Here is a 17,544-nt window from a genome sequence, read left to right on the forward strand (position 1 = left end):
AAATCAACATGGGGATGATCGGTTTCGACAGCGGATGTCGAAGCAGGGGAAGCGTGTCGAGGAAGCGGCAATGATCTCGTAAACCATATGTCGCAACCAATAATCGCCAACACCAAGCGCGATTCCTTCGCCCTCGCTGCCTAAGTAGCGACGTGCGAAGTGTCAGCCCGGGGCTGTTCCCGACCCGGATCCTGGCATCAGCTAGGGAACTAAACCTCTAAGCCCGGTCACGGGGAGTAGAGGGAAATCAAACAGTGACTGAGCCCGTCGGAGACTTGTCTGCGTGATCTCCGGGGCCGAGAAAAGCGCAGCGGACTGCACACGGAGAAGCCCTGATTCTGCACCGTTGGACGCGGGTTCGATTCCCGCCATCTCCACCGATGGAGTTCTCGCCAGGCCCCAAGCCTCCGAGGCTCCGTATCCCATGTACGACTGGGCCCGACAGCTACGGCTGACGGGCCTTTGTCGTACCCGCGGCCAGTACGAGAGCGAGCGCCGCAGCGGCCACCGGCACCCCGTACCCCTGGGGCGCGCCCAGATACTCCACCACGAAGCCGCCGCTCGCGGAGCCGGCCGCGATGCCGCCGAGCAGCGCGGTGACCGCGAGCGTCATGCCCTCGTTGATCTGCGCCTGCGGCGTGAGGCGCTGGACCAGCGTCATCCCCGTCACCATCGTGGGGGCCGTCGCCATCCCCGCGACGAGCAGCGCGCCCGCCAGTACCGGCAGCGATCCGGTGCCCGCGGCGGCCGCCAGCGGAAGCAGCATCAGGGCCGTCATCGCGGCAAGACACGTGGTCAGCCCGACGGGGCGGCGGGATCTTCCGTACACGAGTCCTGCCACGCACGAACCGGCCGCCTGCAGCGCGAGGACCGGGCCGGCGGCCGGGCCGTCGGCGAAGGCGATGGTGAGGACCTCCAACGAGCCGAAGACCGCGCCGGTGGCGAGGAAAACCACGAGCAGGGCGGGCATGCCCCTGGTCCGCAGCGGTGATCCCGCCGAGGTCCTCGCCGCGACGGGCGGTTCCGTCGACCGCTGCGCCGCGAAGACCAGGACGCCGGCGAACAGCAGCACCGCTCCGGCCAGGGTGCCCGCCTCCGGGAAGAGGGCGGAGCACAGGAGGGCGGCGACGACCGGGCCGAGCATGAAGCACAGTTCGTCGGCGGCCTGCTCGAACGAGTTCGCCGTGTGCAGGGCCGCCGCGTCGCCCCGGTACAGGTGGGCCCAGCGGGCGCGCGACATGCCGCCGGTGTTGGGGGTGGTGGCGGTCGCCGCGTACGCGGCGAACAGCGTCCAGTCGGGGGCGTCGAACCGTACGCACAGCAGCAGCGCGACAGAGCCCAGCACGGCCAGGACGGTGGCGGGCACGGCGACACGGGCCTGCCCGTGCCGGTCGACGAGCCGCGCGACCCAGGGCGCGACCAGTGCGGTAGCGGCGAGGCCGGTCGCGGTGACGGCCCCGGCGAGGGCGTAGGAGCCGCGGGACCCGGCGATCATGGTGATCGCGCTGACCGTGAACATCCCCATGGGGAGCCGCGCGACGAGGTTGCCCGCGGTGAAGGCGCGCGCGCCGGGCGCCGCGAAGAGCCGGCGGTAGGGCCCGGGCGGCCTGCGTGGCGCGGCGCGCGGAGCCCCCGGCCCCTGGCGCGGTGCGAGCACCAGTTGGTCGGACGTGAGCGCGAGCAGCGGCGGGTGAGCGGTCTCCTCGGACCGGGCGGGATGCGGCATGCGTCCACCCTCGGCGTCGCGCCCGGGGCCGGTCCAACACCTGTTCGGTGGCCATTCACGCACCGGTGTTGTTGAATGCGCTGTGCCCCAGGACCTGCAACCGCGGCTGCTCCGCGCTTTCGTCGCCGTCGCCGACGAGCTGCACTTCACCCGCGCGGCTGCCCGTCTCTACGTCGCCCAGCAGGCCCTGAGCCGTGACGTACGGCGGCTGGAGCGGGAGTTGGGGACCGAGCTGTTCGTCCGCACGACCCGGCAGGTGACGCTCACGGCCGACGGCGAACGGCTGCTGCCGTATGCGCGGAGGGTCCTCGAGGCGCAGGACGAGCTGCTTGCCGCGGCTTCCGGGGTCGCGCGTCCGCTGCTCGTCGACCTCAACAGCGCGGGCATGACCTCGGGCCGGATCCTGGAGCGCGCCCGGGAACTCGTCCCCGACTGCGAGCTGATGGCCCGGTTCGAGAGCGGCCTGACCGGCGCGGCCGGCGAGATCGCCGCCGGACGGCTGGATGTCTCCTTCGGCCGCTTCGCGGGCCTGGACCCGGCACTGCGGGCGTCGTTGTCCCAGCAGCCCGTGCGGTACGAGCCGATGGCGGTACTGCTGCCCGAGGACCATCCGCTGGCGGAACTGGACGGTGTACCGCTGAACGCGCTGGCGGGCGAGACCGTATATGCGGGTGCGGGCAATCCGCGGACGCTGGAGTGGACGGAGCTGGCTCGGCTGCTCTTCGCGGGGCGCGGCATCGCCGTCGCACCGCCGACGCCCATGGCGGTGGGAGTGGAGGAGTTCCGGCGGGTGATGGCGAAGACCCGCAATCCGGTCCTCGCGGTCGTCGACTTTCCGGTCATGCCGGAGACGGTCCTGCGGCCGATTGTCGACCCCGTGCCGCTGTCGCCGCTGTCGATGGTCTGGCGTGCCGGGCTGAGGCATCCAGGTCTGGACGCACTGCGTGCGGCGGCGGCCGAACTGGCGGCTCGCGAAGGATGGCTGAAAAGGGCCTCCGACGGATGGTTGCCAGAACGTGACATGTCGCTGATGTGTGACAACAACTGACCGTGGCGTACGGGCCCCTTCCGCTTGCGCTACATTCAGGGACCGGGTGAGTGAGTGGGGTTGGAGCGCTCGGACAGGGTGGGGACCCGAGTCCGGATGCGGCCGATGAGCCGTGCGCACACCCCGATTCCAGTCAGTGGGGGGATGTGTCACCAGCCATGGAAAATTGGCAAGAAAATAGCGGTATAGGTCACACGCACGAGCCGCACGAGGTGACGATTCAACTCGACGGCATCGGACGGAAACTGCGGGACCTGCCGGTCGAACCGATCGCCGCTCAGGACAGCTCCGAGGGGCCGGTTTTCGTCGACGAAAGCGGTCGGCGCAGCAAGAAGCTGCGCCTCGTCGGCTGGGTGCTGGCCGCCGCGTGCGCCTGCTACGCGATCACGCTCGTGGCCGCTCTCGCCGGCGGCAACTCCAGTGCCCCCTGGCTGCCCGGCCTGGGACAGGCGGGAGACGGCAAACCCGCCCACGTCGAGATCCAGCCCGCACCCACCGACCACGACTCCTCGGTGGTCACACCGCACGCGACCCCGGGCGTGCCCGCCCCCGACGAGTCCGTCGACGCGGTGCTGCCGCTGCCCTCGGGCAACGCGGACGGCAGCAGCCCGCTGCCCTCCGCGCCCGCACCCGCCGCGTCTTCCCCCGCCGCCACGCAACAGCCGGCCGACGGGCCCGCCCCGGGCCCGGCAACGCCCGCCACTCCCGACGGCGGCGCCTCCGAGCCCGACACCGGCACGCCTTCCGACGCCGGCCCCTCCGAGCCCGACCCCGGCAGCGGATCCCCCGAACCACCCGTGCAAGAGAGCGCAGCGTAGATGACCTTCCCCAGCCCAGGGGCTCCGCAGCAGCGGAGCCCCAAGCGCGTCGTACGCCGCAGACTGCCGATGCGCTATCTGCTGCCCGTGCTCTTCCTCGTCGCGCTGCTCGCGATGCTGATGCTGCGCGGCTATGTGCACAGCGAGATCCTCGCCGACCACCGTGTACGTCCCCCGGCCGCCACCGACCAGGTCCCCGAGCACATCCTGGCGGGCGGCCCCGTCATCGACGCCCGCGACAAGAAGGACCCGAGGGCCCTGAGCGTCCCCGACCGGCGGCTGGTGCTGACCTTCGACGACGGCCCCGACCCCCTCTGGACCCCGAAGGTCCTCGACAAGCTGAAGCAGTACGACGCCCACGCCGTCTTCTTCGTCACCGGCACGATGGCCTCCCGCCACCCCGACCTGGTCGAACGGATGGTGCGCGAGGGCCACGAGGTCGGCCTGCACACCTTCAACCACCCCGACCTGTCCTTCCAGTCGACCAGCCGCATCGACTGGGAGCTGTCCCAGAACCAGTTGGCGCTGGCCGGCGCCGCCGGTATCCGCACCTCCCTGTTCCGGCCGCCGTACTCGTCCTTCTCCGACGCCCTCGACAACGAGTCCTGGCCCGTCACCCAGTACATAGGCACCCGCGGCTACATCACCGCCTTCAACAACACCGACTCCGAGGACTGGAAGCGGCCGGGCGTCGACGCGATCATCAAGCGCGCCACGCCCAAGGGCACCGAGGGCTCCATCGTGCTGATGCACGACTCCGGCGGCGACCGCTCCCAGACGGTCGCGGCACTGAACCGCTTCCTGCCCGACATGCAGGAGCGCGGCTACCGGTTCACCAACCTCACGGAGGCGCTCGGCGCACCCAGCGCCCACACCAAGGTCACCGGGCCCGAGCTGTGGAAGGGCAAGGCGTTCGTCGGGGCCGTCGCCGTCTCCGAGAACACCACCGAGACCCTGGTCGTGTGCCTGGCCGTGATCGGTGTACTGGTCTTCGCCCGCTTCGGGCTGATGCTGATCCTCTCCTTCGCGCACGCCCGCAAGGTGCGCCGGAAGAACTTCAGCTGGGGGCCGCCGATCACCCGGCCGGTGTCCGTGCTGGTCCCCGCCTACAACGAACGCGAGTGCATCGCCAACACCGTCCGCTCGCTGATGGCGAGCGACCACCCCCTCGAAGTCGTCGTCATCGACGACGGCTCCAGCGACGGCACCGCCGACATCGTCGAGGCGATGGAGCTGCGCGGCGTCCGCGTCGTACGACAGCCCAACTCGGGCAAGCCCGCCGCACTCAACAACGGCATCCGGCACGCCCGGTACGAGATCGTCGTGATGATGGACGGTGACACGGTCTTCGAGCCGTCCACCGTCCGTGAACTCGTCCAGCCCTTCGGTGACCCGCGCGTCGGCGCGGTCGCGGGCAACGCGAAGGTCGGCAACCGCGACACCCTCATCGGGGCATGGCAGCACATCGAGTACGTGATGGGCTTCAATCTCGACCGCCGGATGTACGACCTGCTCGGCTGCATGCCCACCATCCCCGGCGCGGTCGGCGCCTTCCGCCGCAGCGCGCTGGAGCGGGTCGGCGGCATGAGCGAGGACACCCTCGCAGAGGACACCGACATCACCATGGCCATGCACCGCGACGGCTGGCGGGTCGTCTACGCGGAGAAGGCCCGCGCCTGGACCGAGGCACCCGAGTCCGTGCAGCAGCTGTGGTCGCAGCGCTACCGCTGGAGCTACGGCACCATGCAGGCGATCTGGAAGCACCGCCGGGCGCTCGTCGAACGCGGGCCCTCCGGCCGCTTCGGCCGGGTCGGCCTGCCGCTGGTCTCCCTCTTCATGGTCCTCGCGCCGTTGCTCGCCCCGCTGATCGACGTCTTCCTGCTGTACGGGCTGGTTTTCGGGCCCACGCAGAAGACGATCGCCGCGTGGCTCGGCGTCCTCGCCATCCAGGCCGTCTGCGCCGCCTACGCCTTCCGGCTCGACAAGGAACGCATGGTCCACCTGGTCTCACTGCCGCTCCAGCAGATCCTGTACCGCCAGCTGATGTACGTGGTGCTCCTGCAGTCCTGGATCACCGCCCTGACCGGCGGCCGGCTGCGCTGGCAGAAACTGCGGCGCACCGGCGTGGTCGAGGCCCCCGGGGCCGCCGCCTCGGGCGGCCGCGCGGCGCGTGGTGCCGGAGACCGGAGGCCGGTCGCATGACCCCGTACACGCCGCAGACAGCCCAACTGCCGCCGACGCAGCCGCCTCAGGGCGGCACCGCCCCGGTGTCCGCGGGCACCAGGGACCGCTACTTCGACCTGCTGCGGGCGCTCGCCCTCTTCCGCGTCGTGCTCTACCACCTGGTCGGCTGGGCCTGGCTCCCGCTCCTCTTCCCTTCCATGGGCGTGATGTTCGCCCTCGCCGGCTCCCTGATGGCGCGTTCCCTCGCCCGCCCCGCGCTGCAGGTGATCCGCAGCAGGGTGCGGCGCCTCCTGCCCCCGCTGTGGGTGCTGGGGGCCGTGGGGGTGACCGCCATGCTGATCGACGGGTGGCGCCCCGGTCCCTCCGCGGTCTTCTGGCTCCTGCCACTGAGCGATCCGCCGTTCCTCGCCGCCGGATGGGCCGGCGACCTGGCGGAGCCGCTCTGGTATGTGCGCGCCTACCTGTGGTTCGTGCTTCTGTCGCCGCTGCTGCTGCGCTGCCTGCGCAAGCTGCCGTGGGCGACCCTCGCCGCACCGGTCGCCCTCTCCTTCGGGCTCGCCGCCGGCTACCTCTCCATGCCCGAGCGGATCGACTCGGCGCTCACCGACTTCAGCACCTTCGGCGCGTGCTGGATCCTCGGCATGGCCCGCCAGGAAGGCGTCCTCGAGCGCCTGCCGCGCTACGTCGTGCCCTCCGTCGCGCCGTTCGTGATGCTCGCCGGGCTTTGGTGGGCCGGGAACCACGGCTTCGCCGGCGGCGCCGAACTGGACGGCATTCCGGCGGCCGACGCCCTGTGGTCGCTGGGAGCGGTCATGCTCCTGCTCCACTTCAGTCCCACCTGGGAGTCGTGGCCGCCGAGGCTGCGTCAGTGGGACAGCCTGATCACCCTCCTCAACGCACGGGCAGTGACCGTCTACCTCTGGCACAACGTGTGCATCCTGGTCGCCGCCCTCCTGTGGGACCGCATGTGGGACATCGACCTGCTCGCCGAGCGCGCCCCGTGGCTGCTGGACAGCTGGGCCCCGGTGCTGCTGGTCGCCTGGGCGCTGATCGCCGTGTGCATCGTGCTGTTCGGCTGGGCCGAGGACCTGGCGGCCCGCCGCCGCCCGCGCCTGTGGCCGAACGGGCCGTCCGCCTTCCGCCGCTGACACGGGCCCCCGCCCTCCGGGGCTCACACGGCACCTGACGGGCGGGTGAGAGCAAGGTTTCGCGCCGGTCACCTCGGGCCACCGGCCCGAAACGAGCTGCCCATAACCTCGACTCCACGACCAGACACAGGTGGAGGCACGTGATGGCAGGCCGGTGGATCGAAGAGTGGGACCCCGAGGACGAGACCTTCTGGCGGACCAAGGGGGAGCGGATCGCACGGCGCAATCTCGTCTTCTCGGTCCTGAGTGAGCACATCGGGTTCTCCGTCTGGAGCCTGTGGTCCGTGATGGTCCTCTTCATGGGCCCCGAGTACGGAGTCGACCCGGCCGGGAAGTTCTTCCTGATCGGCACGGCGACCCTCGTCGGGGCCGTGATCCGGGTGCCGTACACCTTCGCCGTCGCCCGCTTCGGCGGGCGGAACTGGACCATCTTCAGCGCCCTGCTCCTGCTCCTGCCGACCGGCGCCGCGTATCTGGTGATGGAGCCCGGCACCTCGTACACGACGTTTCTCGCGGTCGCCGCCCTCACGGGCGTGGGCGGCGGTAACTTCGCCTCGTCGATGACCAACATCAACGCCTTCTTCCCGCTGCGAAAGAAGGGCTGGGCGCTCGGCCTCAACGCGGGCGGCGGCAACATCGGCGTACCGGTCATCCAGCTGATCGCCCTGCTCATCATCGGCACGGCCGGGGCGGCACACCCCCGGCTGGTGCTCGGCATCTACATGCCGCTGATCGTGGTGGCCGCCCTGTGCGCCGCCCTGTGGATGGACAACCTGGCGCCGGTGAAGAACGACACCGGCGCGGCGATCGACGCCGCCAAGGAAGGCCACACCTGGATCATGGCCTTCCTGTACATCGGCACCTTCGGCTCGTTCATCGGCTACAGCTTCGCCTTCGGCCTCGTGCTGCAGACCCAGTTCGGACGCACCCCGCTGCAGGCTGCCTCCCTCACCTTCATCGGGCCGCTGCTCGGCTCGCTCATCCGGCCCGTCGGCGGTCTGCTCGCGGACCGCTTCGGCGGGGCGCGCATCACTCTGTGGAACTTCGTGGCCATGGCCGCCGCGACCGGTGTGGTCGTCGCCGCGTCCGTCCAGGAGTCGCTGGCGGTGTTCCTCGTCGGATTCATCGCCCTGTTCGTGCTGACCGGGCTCGGGAACGGCTCGACGTACAAGATGATCCCTGGCATCTTCCAGAACAAGGCCCTCGCCCAGGGCATGACCGGCGAGACAGCGGCCGCCTACGGGCGCCGGCTCTCGGGCGCCTCGATGGGGCTCATCGGCGCCGTCGGCGCGATCGGCGGCCTCGCCATCAACCTGGCCTTCCGCCAGTCCTTCCAGACCGCCGGCACCGGGACCGCGGCCTTCGTGTCCTTCCTCGTCTTCTACGCCCTGTGCTCCGGGGTCACCTGGGCGGTATACCTTCGCCGGCCGGTCGTCGTGCCCGTGCGCACCGCGCAGACGGAGGCAGCGGCGGACACTGGTGCGGAGCCCGTCTACGCGAGGGTCTGATCGAGCGAGCATGTAACGACGGTGAAATATGAGCGAACCGGGCCTGTCACGCACCTTTGACAGGCTCGGTCGCCCGTTCACCGTCCGGTGGCACATTCCGATGGGGCACTTCAGTGGGGACGACCGAGATGCACGACCAAGGCCAACCGCACGGCCCCCTCGCGGGCTTCACCGTCGGCGTGACCGCCGCACGGCGCGCCGACGAGCTCGGCGCGCTCCTCCAGCGGCGCGGCGCGGCGGTCCTGCACGCCCCCGCACTGCGCATCGTTCCGCTCGCGGACGACGCGGAGCTCCTCGCCGCCACCAAGGAACTCATCGGCCACGCGCCGGACGTGACCGTGGCCACCACCGCCATCGGCTTCCGCGGCTGGGTGGAGGCCGCCGACGGCTGGGGGCTCGGCGAGCAGCTGCTGGACCGGCTGCGCGGCTCGGAGCTGCTGGCGCGCGGGCCCAAGGTCAAGGGCGCCATTCGCGCGGCGGGACTCAACGAGGAGTGGTCCCCGGCGTCCGAGTCCATGGCGGAGGTGCTCGACCGGCTCCTGGCCCAGGGTGTCACGGGCCGCCGGGTCGCCCTCCAGCTGCACGGCGAGCCGCTGCCGGGGTTCGTGGAGGCACTGCGGGCAGCAGGGGCCGATGTCGTCCTCGTACCCGTCTACCGGTGGATGCCGCCGGAGGACATCAACCCGCTCGACCGGCTGCTCGACGCGACCGTCTCCCGCTCCCTGGACGCCGTCACCTTCACCAGCGCCCCGGCCGCGGCGTCGCTCATGTCCCGGGCAGAGGGCCGCGGGCTGCTGCCGGATCTGCTGGCCGCCCTCGACCACGACGTGCTCGCCGCCTGCGTGGGCCCGGTCACCGCGGTGCCGCTGCAGGCGGCGGGCGTCACCACGGTCCAGCCGGAGCGTTTCCGGCTCGGTCCGCTCGTCCAGCTTCTCGGTGTCGAACTGCCCGCCCGCGCCCGTACGTTCCCCGTCGCGGGCCACCGCGTCGAGATCCGCGGCCACGCCGTCCTCGTCGACGACGAGCTGCGCCCCGTGCCGCCCGCCGGGATGGCCCTGCTGCGGGCCCTGTCGGAGCGGCCCGGCTGGGTCGTCGCCCGCTCCGACCTTCTGCGTGCCCTGCCCGGGGCCGGCACGGACGAGCACGCCGTGGAGACGGCCATGGCCCGGCTGCGTACGGCGCTGGGGGCCCCGAAGCTGATCCAGACCGTCGTCAAACGGGGCTACCGGCTGGCCCTCGACCCGGCGTCCGACGCCAAGTACGCCGACGTCTGACCCCCGGCCGGGTGGTGCGCCGCGCGCAGGAGCGACGTCGCGCGCCACAGGCAGACCAGGGCTGCCGTCGTCAGCAGCGCCCGCACGATGTTCCAGAGCACCCACGGATCCTCGAAGCTCTCCCGTACGGCGCCCGGGTCGGCGATGTTGTCGGGGGCCCCCGCGGCGGCGAGTTCGTTGTTGAGCGGCACGTTCGCCGCGGATGTGACCAGGAACACCAGGACGTACAGGATCAGGGCGGCCGTCACCCACCGGCCCGTCGGTGTGCGGCGCAGCTGCCAGGCCGAGACGGCTGTGAGGATCAGCGCGCCGAAGAAGCCCGCGAAGAACACGGGGTTCTCGATGACTTCGTTGATGTTCTGCATGACCTCGACATAGGTCCGGTCCTCGCTTCGGCTCAGCGCGGGCATCACCGCGCAGGCGAACGCGTACCAGACGCCCGCGACCAGCCCGGTCGCCACGGTGGCCGACGCGAGAACGGCCCGTGCACCCCTCTTCTGTGTCATGTGGCCAGTCAACAGGGCTGTCCTCGTGCGGAACATGGGCGAGCGTCGCAATCGCATGTCCGTGCGTCCAAGGCTCGATGCGGGCTTCCGGCGGCACCCGCGGGCGGGCACTCTGGTGGGGAACACCCGACGGTGCTTCTGAGGTGGTGACAGGCACATGACAGCGGCGGGCATGGGCTCGTACCAATGGCGGTTCGACTCCGGGCGCATCTGCCTGGACCTGGTGGCGACGGCACCGGAATCCGACCGCCATGCCGACGGCCCCGAACCGTTCGCCGATCCAGAGGGGTTGGCGCACTGGCTCGCCGCTGCCGGACTCGTACCCGCCGACACCCGCCCCGCCCCCGTCGACGGCACCTGGGTGGCCGGCTTCGTCGAACTGCGAGACTGTGTCGACCGCTTGGTGCGGGGCGGACGCCAGGACGCCCGCGCCGAGCACGCCCTCGCGATCCTCAACGCCCGTGCGCAGGGCGCCCCGCCGGGCATCAGGGCAGTACGCGACGAGGACGGCGGTCTCGTGCGGGCCCTGTGCTCGACGCCGGAGTGCTCGGCGCTGCTCGCGGTCGTCGCACGGGACGCCGTGGATCTGCTCACTGATCCCGTCGCGCGCTCGCGGCTGCGGCAGTGCGAGGGCGACAACTGCCGCCGCGTCTATCTGGACACCTCGCGCGGCCGACGCAGGCGCTGGTGTTCCAGCGAGGTGTGCGGCAACCGCGAGCGGGTCGCGAGACACCGCCGGAAGGCCTCTGTAAAAGATCTTGAAGTTTCCTCGGCCGGAGTTGAATGAAACCTCCGCCGTCCCCGTAGTGAAGGGGGACGACAGCCAGCCGACGAAAACAGGGTCTCGACCAGGAGGTTCAGGTGCGCAAGGATGCCGCCGTGGCCGATGACCGTCCGCAACGGGCCCGCCATCGAAGCGAGAAGCCACGTATCGACACTTCCGTCCCCGACGAGGAGTTGATGCGTGCCCTCTACCGCGAACATGCAGGGCCGTTGCTTGCTTATGTACTGCGTCTCGTCGCCGGCGATCGCCAGCGCGCCGAGGACGTCGTGCAGGAGACGCTCATCCGTGCCTGGAAGAACGCCGGCCAGCTCAACCGAGCTACCGGCTCTGTCCGACCCTGGCTGGTGACGGTCGCACGGCGCATCGTCATCGACGGCCACCGCAGCCGGCAGGCCCGGCCGCAGGAGGTCGATCCGTCGCCGCTGGAGGTCATGCCCGCGGAGGACGAGATCGACAAGGCGTTGTGGCTGATGACGCTCTCAGATGCACTCGATGATTTGACGCCCGCCCACAGGGAAGTTCTTGTCGAGACGTATTTCAAGGGGCGTACGGTCAATGAAGCGGCCGAAACCCTCGGCATACCCAGCGGGACCGTGCGGTCCCGTGTGTTCTACGCGCTCCGTTCCATGAAGCTCGCTCTTGAGGAGAGGGGGGTCTCGGCATGACCATGTACGAGCAGGAGTCCGTACACGACGCCGTCGGTGCGTACGTGCTCGGCGTGCTCGACGAAGCGGACGCCTCCGTCTTCGAGGCGCATCTGGCGGGATGCGACATCTGTGCCGCCCGCCTCGACGAGTTCTCGGGGATGGAACCGATGCTGGCGATGCTCGCGCAGGCGCCCGCCCCGGCACCGCCGCAGAGCAACGTCTACAGCCTGCCCGGAATGCCGGGACAGGCGGACTTCCCGCCGCCCCGGCCGGTCCCCGTGGTGCCCACCTCGCCGAGCCCCAAGGTGCTCGACGGCCTGCTGAACGAGGTCGCCGTCAAACGCGCCCACAAGCGCAGGCGCGGCATGTACCTGCTCGCGGCGGCAGCGGCACTGATCATCGGCGGGCCGGCGGTCGCGGTCGTCGTCACCGCCGACGACACCGGCAGCACCGTGGCGGGCGCAGAGCCGCACCCCACCAGTCCCGCCGAGGACGCCTTCTTCAACCACATGGAGGAGAAGGTGCAGGCCACGGATGCGACCACCAAGGTCAGCGCCGTCGTCGGCATGGAGAAGAAGGGCTGGGGCACCCACGCCGTCCTGGAGCTGAAGAACGTCAAGGGCCCCCTGAAGTGCAACCTCATCGCCGTCTCCAAGACCGGTGAGGAAGAGGTCGTGACGTCGTGGGCCGTGCCCACGTGGGGCTACGGAATCCCCGACAGCCCCAACGCGGCCGCCAAGAGCCCGCTGTACGTGCACGGCGGCTCGGCCATGGACCGCGGCGACATCGATCACTTCGAGGTCCGTACGTTCGACGGCCGGCGGCTCGTGGAGGTCGACGCTTAGCGGGCCGGAATCTTCCGGCCGGGGTGCTGTGCGGCCCCCGGCCGCACCACCATGTCCCGCCCCCCCCGGGACGGCGGCCCGGACAGGTGCAATAACCTCCCCCCGTGGCGTACGGTTGACGGCTGCCCAGTGCACGTCAGAAGGGGGCCCGGTGGCCGCGCAGGATGCCGCTGTCGAATCCGTGGTCGGCTCCGCCGCCGACACGGTGCGAGACCGTGAGATCGGTGTCGAACAGGAACATCTGGACCAGGTGTACCGCCGTCTCGAGGAGAAGATCCACGAGGCCGAGTTCCTGATGAACGACGCCGCCAAGAGGGGCCAGGTCGGCACGCCCGGCGCGCTCGCCGAGCGGGACGCCCAGGTCTTCCGCGCGGGCGTCCACCTCAACCGGCTCAACAACGAGTTCGAGGACTTCCTCTTCGGCCGGATCGACCTGCTGTACGGCAAGAACGGCAAGAAGGGTCCCGACGGCGCCTACACCTCCGTCGAACCCGCCGACGACGCCGTACGCCCCGACAACACGGCCGACATCGGGGAGACCCTGCACATCGGCCGCATCGGCGTCCTCGACTCCGACTACGCGCCGCTGGTCATCGACTGGCGTGCCCCCGCCGCCGCACCCTTCTACCGGTCCACCCCGGTCGACCCCGGCCGCGTGGTGCGCAGGCGCGTCATCCGCTCCAAGGGCCGCAAGGTCCTCGGCGTCGAGGACGACCTGATGCGTCCCGAGCTGACCGCCACCCTCGACGGCGAGCCGCTCCCCGTCATCGGCGACGGCGCGCTGATGGCCGCCCTCGGACAGGCCCGCAGCCACACCATGCGGGACATCGTCGCCTCCATCCAGGCCGAACAGGACCTGGTGATCCGCGCCCCCGCCGCCTCCGTCACCTACGTGGAGGGCGGACCCGGTACCGGCAAGACGGCGGTGGCCCTGCACCGCGCCGCCTACCTGCTCTACCAGGACCGGCGCCGCTACGCGGGCGGCATCCTCATCGTCTCCCCGACCCCCCTGCTCGTCGCCTACACCGAGGGCGTGCTGCCGTCGCTGGGCGAGGAGGGGCAGGTCGCGATCCGTGCCGTCGGCTCGCTGGTGGACGGTGCCGAGGCGACGGTCTACGACGAACCGGCCGTGGCCCGCGTCAAGGGCTCCTCACGGATGCTCAAGGTGCTGCGCAAGGCCGCGCGGGGCGCCCTGGAGATGCCGGCCCAGGCCCCCGCCGAGGACAAGGACGAACAGCTCGCCTTCGGCGAGGAGCCGGCAGCCCCCGCGGGCACGCCCACCCGGCTGCGCGTCGTCGCCTTCGGCCGGCGGCTCGAGCTGGAGGCCGGCGAACTGCAGCGCATCCGTCTGGCCGTGCTCGGCGGCACCGCACCCGTGAACCTCCTGCGCCCGCGCGCCCGGCGGCTGCTGCTCGACGCCCTGTACGCCAAGTCGGGCGCCGCGGGCCGTCACACCGGCGACCCCGAGCTCGCCGCCGAACTGCGCTCCTCCTTCGACGAGGACGTCACGGGCGAGGACACCTTCACCGCGTTCCTGGACGCCTGGTGGCCCGAGCTGACCCCGCGCGCCGTGCTGGCGGCCATGGCTGACGAGCGGCGCCTCGGCCGCTGGGCGCGCCGCGTGCTCAACCCCGGAGAGGTGCGCAGGCTGGCCCGCTCGCTGCGCCGGGACGGTCTCTCCGTGCACGACGTGGCGCTCCTCGACGAGCTCCACACGCTGCTCGGCACCCCGGCCCGTCCCCGAAAGAGGCGTGAGCTCGACCCGCTGGACCAGTTGACCGGGCTCGAGGAGCTGATGCCGCAGCGCGAGGAGTCACAACGAGAGCGGGCCGAACGGCTGGCAGCCGAGCGCACCGAGTACGCGCACGTCATCGTCGACGAGGCGCAGGACCTCACGCCCATGCAGTGGCGGATGGTGGGCCGTCGCGGCCGGCACGCGACATGGACGGTTGTCGGCGACCCGGCTCAGTCGTCCTGGTCCTCGCCGGACGAGGCGGCGGAGGCCCGTGACGAGGCTCTCGGCAGCCGTCCGCGCCGCCGCTTCGAGCTGACCGTCAACTACCGGAATCCGGCGGAGATCGCGGAACTGGCGGCCAAGGTGCTCAGACTCGCCATGCCCGGCATGGAGTCCCCGTCCGCGGTCCGCTCCACGGGAGTGCGCCCGCGCTTCGCGGCCCTCCGGGACGGCGCGGACCTGGCCGCCGCCGTACGTACGGAGGCGGAGCGGTTGCTGGAGCAGGTCGACGGCACCGTCGGCGTCGTCGTCGCCATGAGCCGTCGTGAGCAGGCCGCACGCTGGCTGGCGGGGCTCGGCGAGAGGGTCGTCGCGCTCGGCTCGCTGGAGGCGAAGGGACTGGAGTACGACGCGACCGTCGTCGTCTCGCCCGCGGAGATCGCCGACGAGTCGCCGGCGGGTCTGCGGGTGCTCTACGTGGCACTGACACGGGCGACCCAGCAGCTCACGGTGGTCTCCGGCAGCCGGGACCAGCCGGACGCGGACGGCGTCCCGGACCTGCTGCGGGACTGAACGGGCGACCGCTCGAGAAGTCAACATCCGATGGGGGAATCACTTGTCGGAGTGGTGCGTTAGCCTGGGTACGGCACCGGCTCGATCCAAGCCCCCGGGCCCAACCTTCGTCCCTCAGAGGGACCACTTGCCGCGAGGCGAGCATGGCGGGTCGGTGCCGCTCAGCATTGCGGAGAGGCCCGCGTCACCTGGTCAGGTGACGCGGGCCTCTACTGTTTCAGCCCCGTATCTCGTATGGTGGAAAACAATTTCCGAAAACAATATGACCGCATTACCTGCTACTGGCAGGTAGGTGTCACCATCTTCACAGCGCTGCCGGGCTCAGGCGCGGCGCCGCATGGCAAAGAAGCTAGGGAAAGCAGAGGAACCCGGTCATGGCAACGGCGCCCAGCGTCTCGTACTCGATGACGGTCCGGCTGGAGGTGCCCGCGAGCGGAACCGCGGTCTCCCAGCTCACCACGGCCGTGGAGTCCTCCGGGGGCTCCGTGACCGGCCTGGACGTGACCGCCTCCGGCCACGAGAAGCTGCGGATGGATGTCACGATCGCCGCCACCTCGACGGCCCACGCGGACGAGATCGTCGAAGAGCTGCGGAACATCGAGGGCGTCGTCCTCGGCAAGGTCTCGGACCGTACGTTCCTGATGCACCTCGGCGGCAAGATCGAGATGGCGTCCAAACATCCCATCCGCAACCGTGACGACCTGTCCATGATCTACACCCCGGGCGTCGCCCGAGTGTGCATGGCGATCGCGGAGAACCCGGAGGACGCCCGCCGCCTCACCATCAAGCGCAACTCCGTTGCAGTGGTGACCGACGGCTCCGCCGTGCTCGGCCTCGGCAACATCGGACCCAAGGCCGCCCTGCCGGTCATGGAGGGCAAGGCCGCGCTCTTCAAGCGCTTCGCCGGCATCGACGCGTGGCCCATCTGTCTGGACACCCAGGACACCGACGCCATCGTCGAGATCGTCAAGGCGATCGCGCCCGGCTTCGCCGGCATCAACCTCGAGGACATCTCCGCGCCCCGCTGCTTCGAGATCGAGGCACGGCTGCGCGAGGCCCTCGACATCCCCGTCTTCCACGACGACCAGCACGGCACCGCGATCGTCGTCCTCGCCTCGCTGACCAACGCTCTGCGCGTGGTGGGCAAGGAAGTCAGCGACGTCCGGGTCGTCATGTCCGGCGCCGGCGCGGCCGGTACCGCCATCCTCAAACTCCTCATCGCGGCGGGCGTCAAGCACGCCGTCGTGGCCGACATCCACGGTGTCGTCCATGCGGGCCGTGAGGACCTCGTGGCCGCCGCGCCCGAGTCGCCGCTGCGCTGGATCGCCGACAACACCAACCCCGAGGGCGTCACCGGCACGCTCAAGGAAGCGGTTGCCGGAGCCGACGTCTTCATCGGCGTCTCCGCACCGAACGTGATCGGCGCGGACGATGTCGCGGCGATGGCGGAGGGCGCGATCGTGTTCGCTCTCGCGAATCCCGACCCCGAGGTCGAGCCTGCAATCGCCCGTCAGACGGCGGCAGTTGTGGCAACCGGCCGCTCCGACTTCCCCAACCAGATCAACAATGTGCTGGTCTTCCCGGGCGTCTTCCGCGGTCTGCTGGACGCTCAGTCCCGCACCGTCAACACCGAGATGATGCTCGCGGCCGCGGCGGCGCTCGCGGACGTCGTCACGGAGGACGAACTCAACCCGAACTACATCATCCCCTCGGTCTTCAACGACAAGGTCGCCGGAGCCGTCGCAGGGGCCGTTCGGGACGCAGCACGGGCGGCGGGCGCGGCTGTGACAGGCCCCACGTCCGCCTGACATACGGCGCGTCGCGGGTCGCGGGGCCGCAAACCCCCCTTTAGGGTGGCGGACCAGGGAGCACGCGGCCCGGCCCGCCCGCTCCGACGAGTCTCGAAAGAGTCGACGGAACGTCACCACGATGAGGCAGTGGGGGATTCCGTGTGGCTCCGGTGTGACTCCGGAGGGTGCCGGATTGGCTTTCCCGCCGCTGGTGGGGGCAGGATGCTTCCCCGAGGACCTGCGTCCTGGGGGAAGCCCCGAGGGCGCGGAGGGGTCTGACAGCAGACCCGGGTCCGGGGACTGTCCGAGGGCCCTGGCAGCATCGGCTTCGATCCACGCCTCACAGGCAAGAAGAACACGGGAGTAACAAAATGAACCGCAGTGAGCTGGTGGCCGCGCTGGCCGACCGCGCCGAGGTGACCCGCAAGGACGCCGACGCCGTTCTGGCCGCTCTCGCCGAGACCGTCGGCGAGGTCGTCGCCAAGGGCGACGAGAAGGTCACCATCCCCGGCTTCCTGACCTTCGAGCGCACCCACCGTGCCGCTCGCACCGCGCGCAACCCGCAGACCGGCGACCCGATCCAGATCCCGGCCGGCTACAGCGTGAAGGTCTCCGCGGGCTCGAAGCTCAAGGAAGCCGCCAAGGGCAAGTAAGGCCTAGGCAGCGAGAGGGGCGGTCACCCGGGGTCCGGGTGACCGCCCCTCTGCGTGCGCGGGCGGTGGGGCGCGCCGGCCGGTCC

General features: G+C 70.7%; 14 protein-coding genes and 1 other RNA gene. 13 read left to right on the forward strand and 2 right to left on the reverse strand.

All coding sequences use genetic code 11. The features are described 5' to 3' along the window. The first annotated feature begins 10 nt into the window (after nt 1-10). Nucleotides 11-380: a transfer-messenger RNA gene (gene ssrA / locus ACIQ7Q_RS12050) on the forward strand. Nucleotides 381-445: 65 nt separating this feature from the next. On the opposite strand, the gene ACIQ7Q_RS12055 is transcribed toward ssrA, so the two are convergent. Then, nucleotides 446-1,726: an MFS transporter gene (locus ACIQ7Q_RS12055; protein ID WP_403859270.1), complete on the reverse strand. Its 1,281-nt coding sequence runs from the start codon at nt 1,724-1,726 to the stop codon at nt 446-448. Nucleotides 1,727-1,808: 82 nt separating this feature from the next. Here ACIQ7Q_RS12055 and ACIQ7Q_RS12060 point away from each other — a divergent pair, with 82 nt between their 5' ends. From ACIQ7Q_RS12060 to ACIQ7Q_RS12085, 6 genes are all read left to right on the forward strand, one after another. Next, entirely contained in the window at nt 1,809-2,774 is a 966-nt protein-coding gene (locus ACIQ7Q_RS12060; RefSeq protein WP_403859272.1) for a LysR family transcriptional regulator, read from the forward strand. Nucleotides 2,775-2,986: 212 nt separating this feature from the next. Further along, nucleotides 2,987-3,592, forward strand: coding sequence for a hypothetical protein (locus ACIQ7Q_RS12065; protein WP_403859274.1), 606 nt, complete (start codon nt 2,987-2,989; stop codon nt 3,590-3,592). A 69-nt stretch (nt 3,593-3,661) separates the two neighbouring features. Continuing rightward, the gene (locus tag ACIQ7Q_RS12070; protein WP_403860511.1) at nt 3,662-5,794 is read left to right on the forward strand and encodes a glycosyltransferase; all 2,133 of its coding nucleotides are present in this window, start codon (nt 3,662-3,664) and stop codon (nt 5,792-5,794) included. Next, nucleotides 5,791-6,924 (forward strand): acyltransferase, encoded by a 1,134-nt coding sequence (locus tag ACIQ7Q_RS12075; RefSeq protein ID WP_403859276.1) that lies wholly within the window; start codon nt 5,791-5,793, stop codon nt 6,922-6,924. Before ACIQ7Q_RS12070 ends, ACIQ7Q_RS12075 begins: the two co-directional genes overlap by 4 nt. A 143-nt stretch (nt 6,925-7,067) precedes the next feature. Beyond that, the gene (locus tag ACIQ7Q_RS12080) at nt 7,068-8,432 is read left to right on the forward strand and encodes a nitrate/nitrite transporter (RefSeq protein ID WP_403859278.1); all 1,365 of its coding nucleotides are present in this window, start codon (nt 7,068-7,070) and stop codon (nt 8,430-8,432) included. Between the two features lie 128 nt (nt 8,433-8,560). Next, nucleotides 8,561-9,706 carry a uroporphyrinogen-III synthase gene (locus ACIQ7Q_RS12085; RefSeq protein WP_403860514.1) on the forward strand — a complete coding sequence of 382 codons (1,146 nt, stop codon included), beginning with the start codon at nt 8,561-8,563 and terminating at the stop codon, nt 9,704-9,706. Here the strand turns inward: ACIQ7Q_RS12085 and ACIQ7Q_RS12090 are convergent. Continuing rightward, on the reverse strand, nt 9,655-10,212 hold the full coding sequence (locus ACIQ7Q_RS12090; RefSeq protein WP_403859280.1) for a DUF1772 domain-containing protein: 558 nt from the start codon (nt 10,210-10,212) through the stop codon (nt 9,655-9,657). The two genes, ACIQ7Q_RS12085 and ACIQ7Q_RS12090, sit on opposite strands and share 52 nt — an antisense overlap. A gap of 157 nt (nt 10,213-10,369) precedes the next feature. Here ACIQ7Q_RS12090 and ACIQ7Q_RS12095 point away from each other — a divergent pair, with 157 nt between their 5' ends. From ACIQ7Q_RS12095 to ACIQ7Q_RS12120, 6 genes are all read left to right on the forward strand, one after another. Beyond that, nucleotides 10,370-10,999, forward strand: coding sequence for a CGNR zinc finger domain-containing protein (locus ACIQ7Q_RS12095; RefSeq protein WP_403859282.1), 630 nt, complete (start codon nt 10,370-10,372; stop codon nt 10,997-10,999). 74 nt (nt 11,000-11,073) lie between these two features. Further along, entirely contained in the window at nt 11,074-11,661 is a 588-nt protein-coding gene (locus ACIQ7Q_RS12100) for a sigma-70 family RNA polymerase sigma factor (RefSeq protein ID WP_005316925.1), read from the forward strand. Then, nucleotides 11,658-12,488 carry a zf-HC2 domain-containing protein gene (locus tag ACIQ7Q_RS12105; RefSeq protein ID WP_403859284.1) on the forward strand — a complete coding sequence of 277 codons (831 nt, stop codon included), beginning with the start codon at nt 11,658-11,660 and terminating at the stop codon, nt 12,486-12,488. Before ACIQ7Q_RS12100 ends, ACIQ7Q_RS12105 begins: the two co-directional genes overlap by 4 nt. A 151-nt stretch (nt 12,489-12,639) precedes the next feature. Beyond that, nucleotides 12,640-15,015 carry a HelD family protein gene (locus tag ACIQ7Q_RS12110; RefSeq protein ID WP_403859286.1) on the forward strand — a complete coding sequence of 792 codons (2,376 nt, stop codon included), beginning with the start codon at nt 12,640-12,642 and terminating at the stop codon, nt 15,013-15,015. A 374-nt stretch (nt 15,016-15,389) separates the two neighbouring features. Continuing rightward, nucleotides 15,390-16,823, forward strand: coding sequence for an NAD-dependent malic enzyme (locus ACIQ7Q_RS12115; RefSeq protein WP_403859288.1), 1,434 nt, complete (start codon nt 15,390-15,392; stop codon nt 16,821-16,823). Nucleotides 16,824-17,176: 353 nt separating this feature from the next. Next, nucleotides 17,177-17,458 carry an HU family DNA-binding protein gene (locus ACIQ7Q_RS12120; RefSeq protein ID WP_004571953.1) on the forward strand — a complete coding sequence of 94 codons (282 nt, stop codon included), beginning with the start codon at nt 17,177-17,179 and terminating at the stop codon, nt 17,456-17,458. Nucleotides 17,459-17,544: the final 86 nt, after the last annotated feature.

The organism is Streptomyces sp. NPDC096176, from assembly GCF_044763255.1.
GTDB lineage: Bacteria > Actinomycetota > Actinomycetes > Streptomycetales > Streptomycetaceae > Streptomyces.

Coding starts and splice junctions, on each gene's coding strand:
- ACIQ7Q_RS12070 (WP_403860511.1), top strand. CDS start 3,662: ATGCGCTATCTGCTGCCCGTGCTCTTCCTCGTCGCGCTGCTCGCGATG.
- ACIQ7Q_RS12120 (WP_004571953.1), top strand. CDS start 17,177: ATGAACCGCAGTGAGCTGGTGGCCGCGCTGGCCGACCGCGCCGAGGTG.
- ACIQ7Q_RS12085 (WP_403860514.1), top strand. CDS start 8,561: ATGCACGACCAAGGCCAACCGCACGGCCCCCTCGCGGGCTTCACCGTC.
- ACIQ7Q_RS12090 (WP_403859280.1), bottom strand. CDS start 10,212: ATGACACAGAAGAGGGGTGCACGGGCCGTTCTCGCGTCGGCCACCGTG.
- ACIQ7Q_RS12055 (WP_403859270.1), bottom strand. CDS start 1,726: ATGCCGCATCCCGCCCGGTCCGAGGAGACCGCTCACCCGCCGCTGCTC.
- ACIQ7Q_RS12080 (WP_403859278.1), top strand. CDS start 7,068: ATGGCAGGCCGGTGGATCGAAGAGTGGGACCCCGAGGACGAGACCTTC.
- ACIQ7Q_RS12095 (WP_403859282.1), top strand. CDS start 10,370: ATGACAGCGGCGGGCATGGGCTCGTACCAATGGCGGTTCGACTCCGGG.
- ACIQ7Q_RS12075 (WP_403859276.1), top strand. CDS start 5,791: ATGACCCCGTACACGCCGCAGACAGCCCAACTGCCGCCGACGCAGCCG.
- ACIQ7Q_RS12115 (WP_403859288.1), top strand. CDS start 15,390: ATGGCAACGGCGCCCAGCGTCTCGTACTCGATGACGGTCCGGCTGGAG.
- ACIQ7Q_RS12105 (WP_403859284.1), top strand. CDS start 11,658: ATGACCATGTACGAGCAGGAGTCCGTACACGACGCCGTCGGTGCGTAC.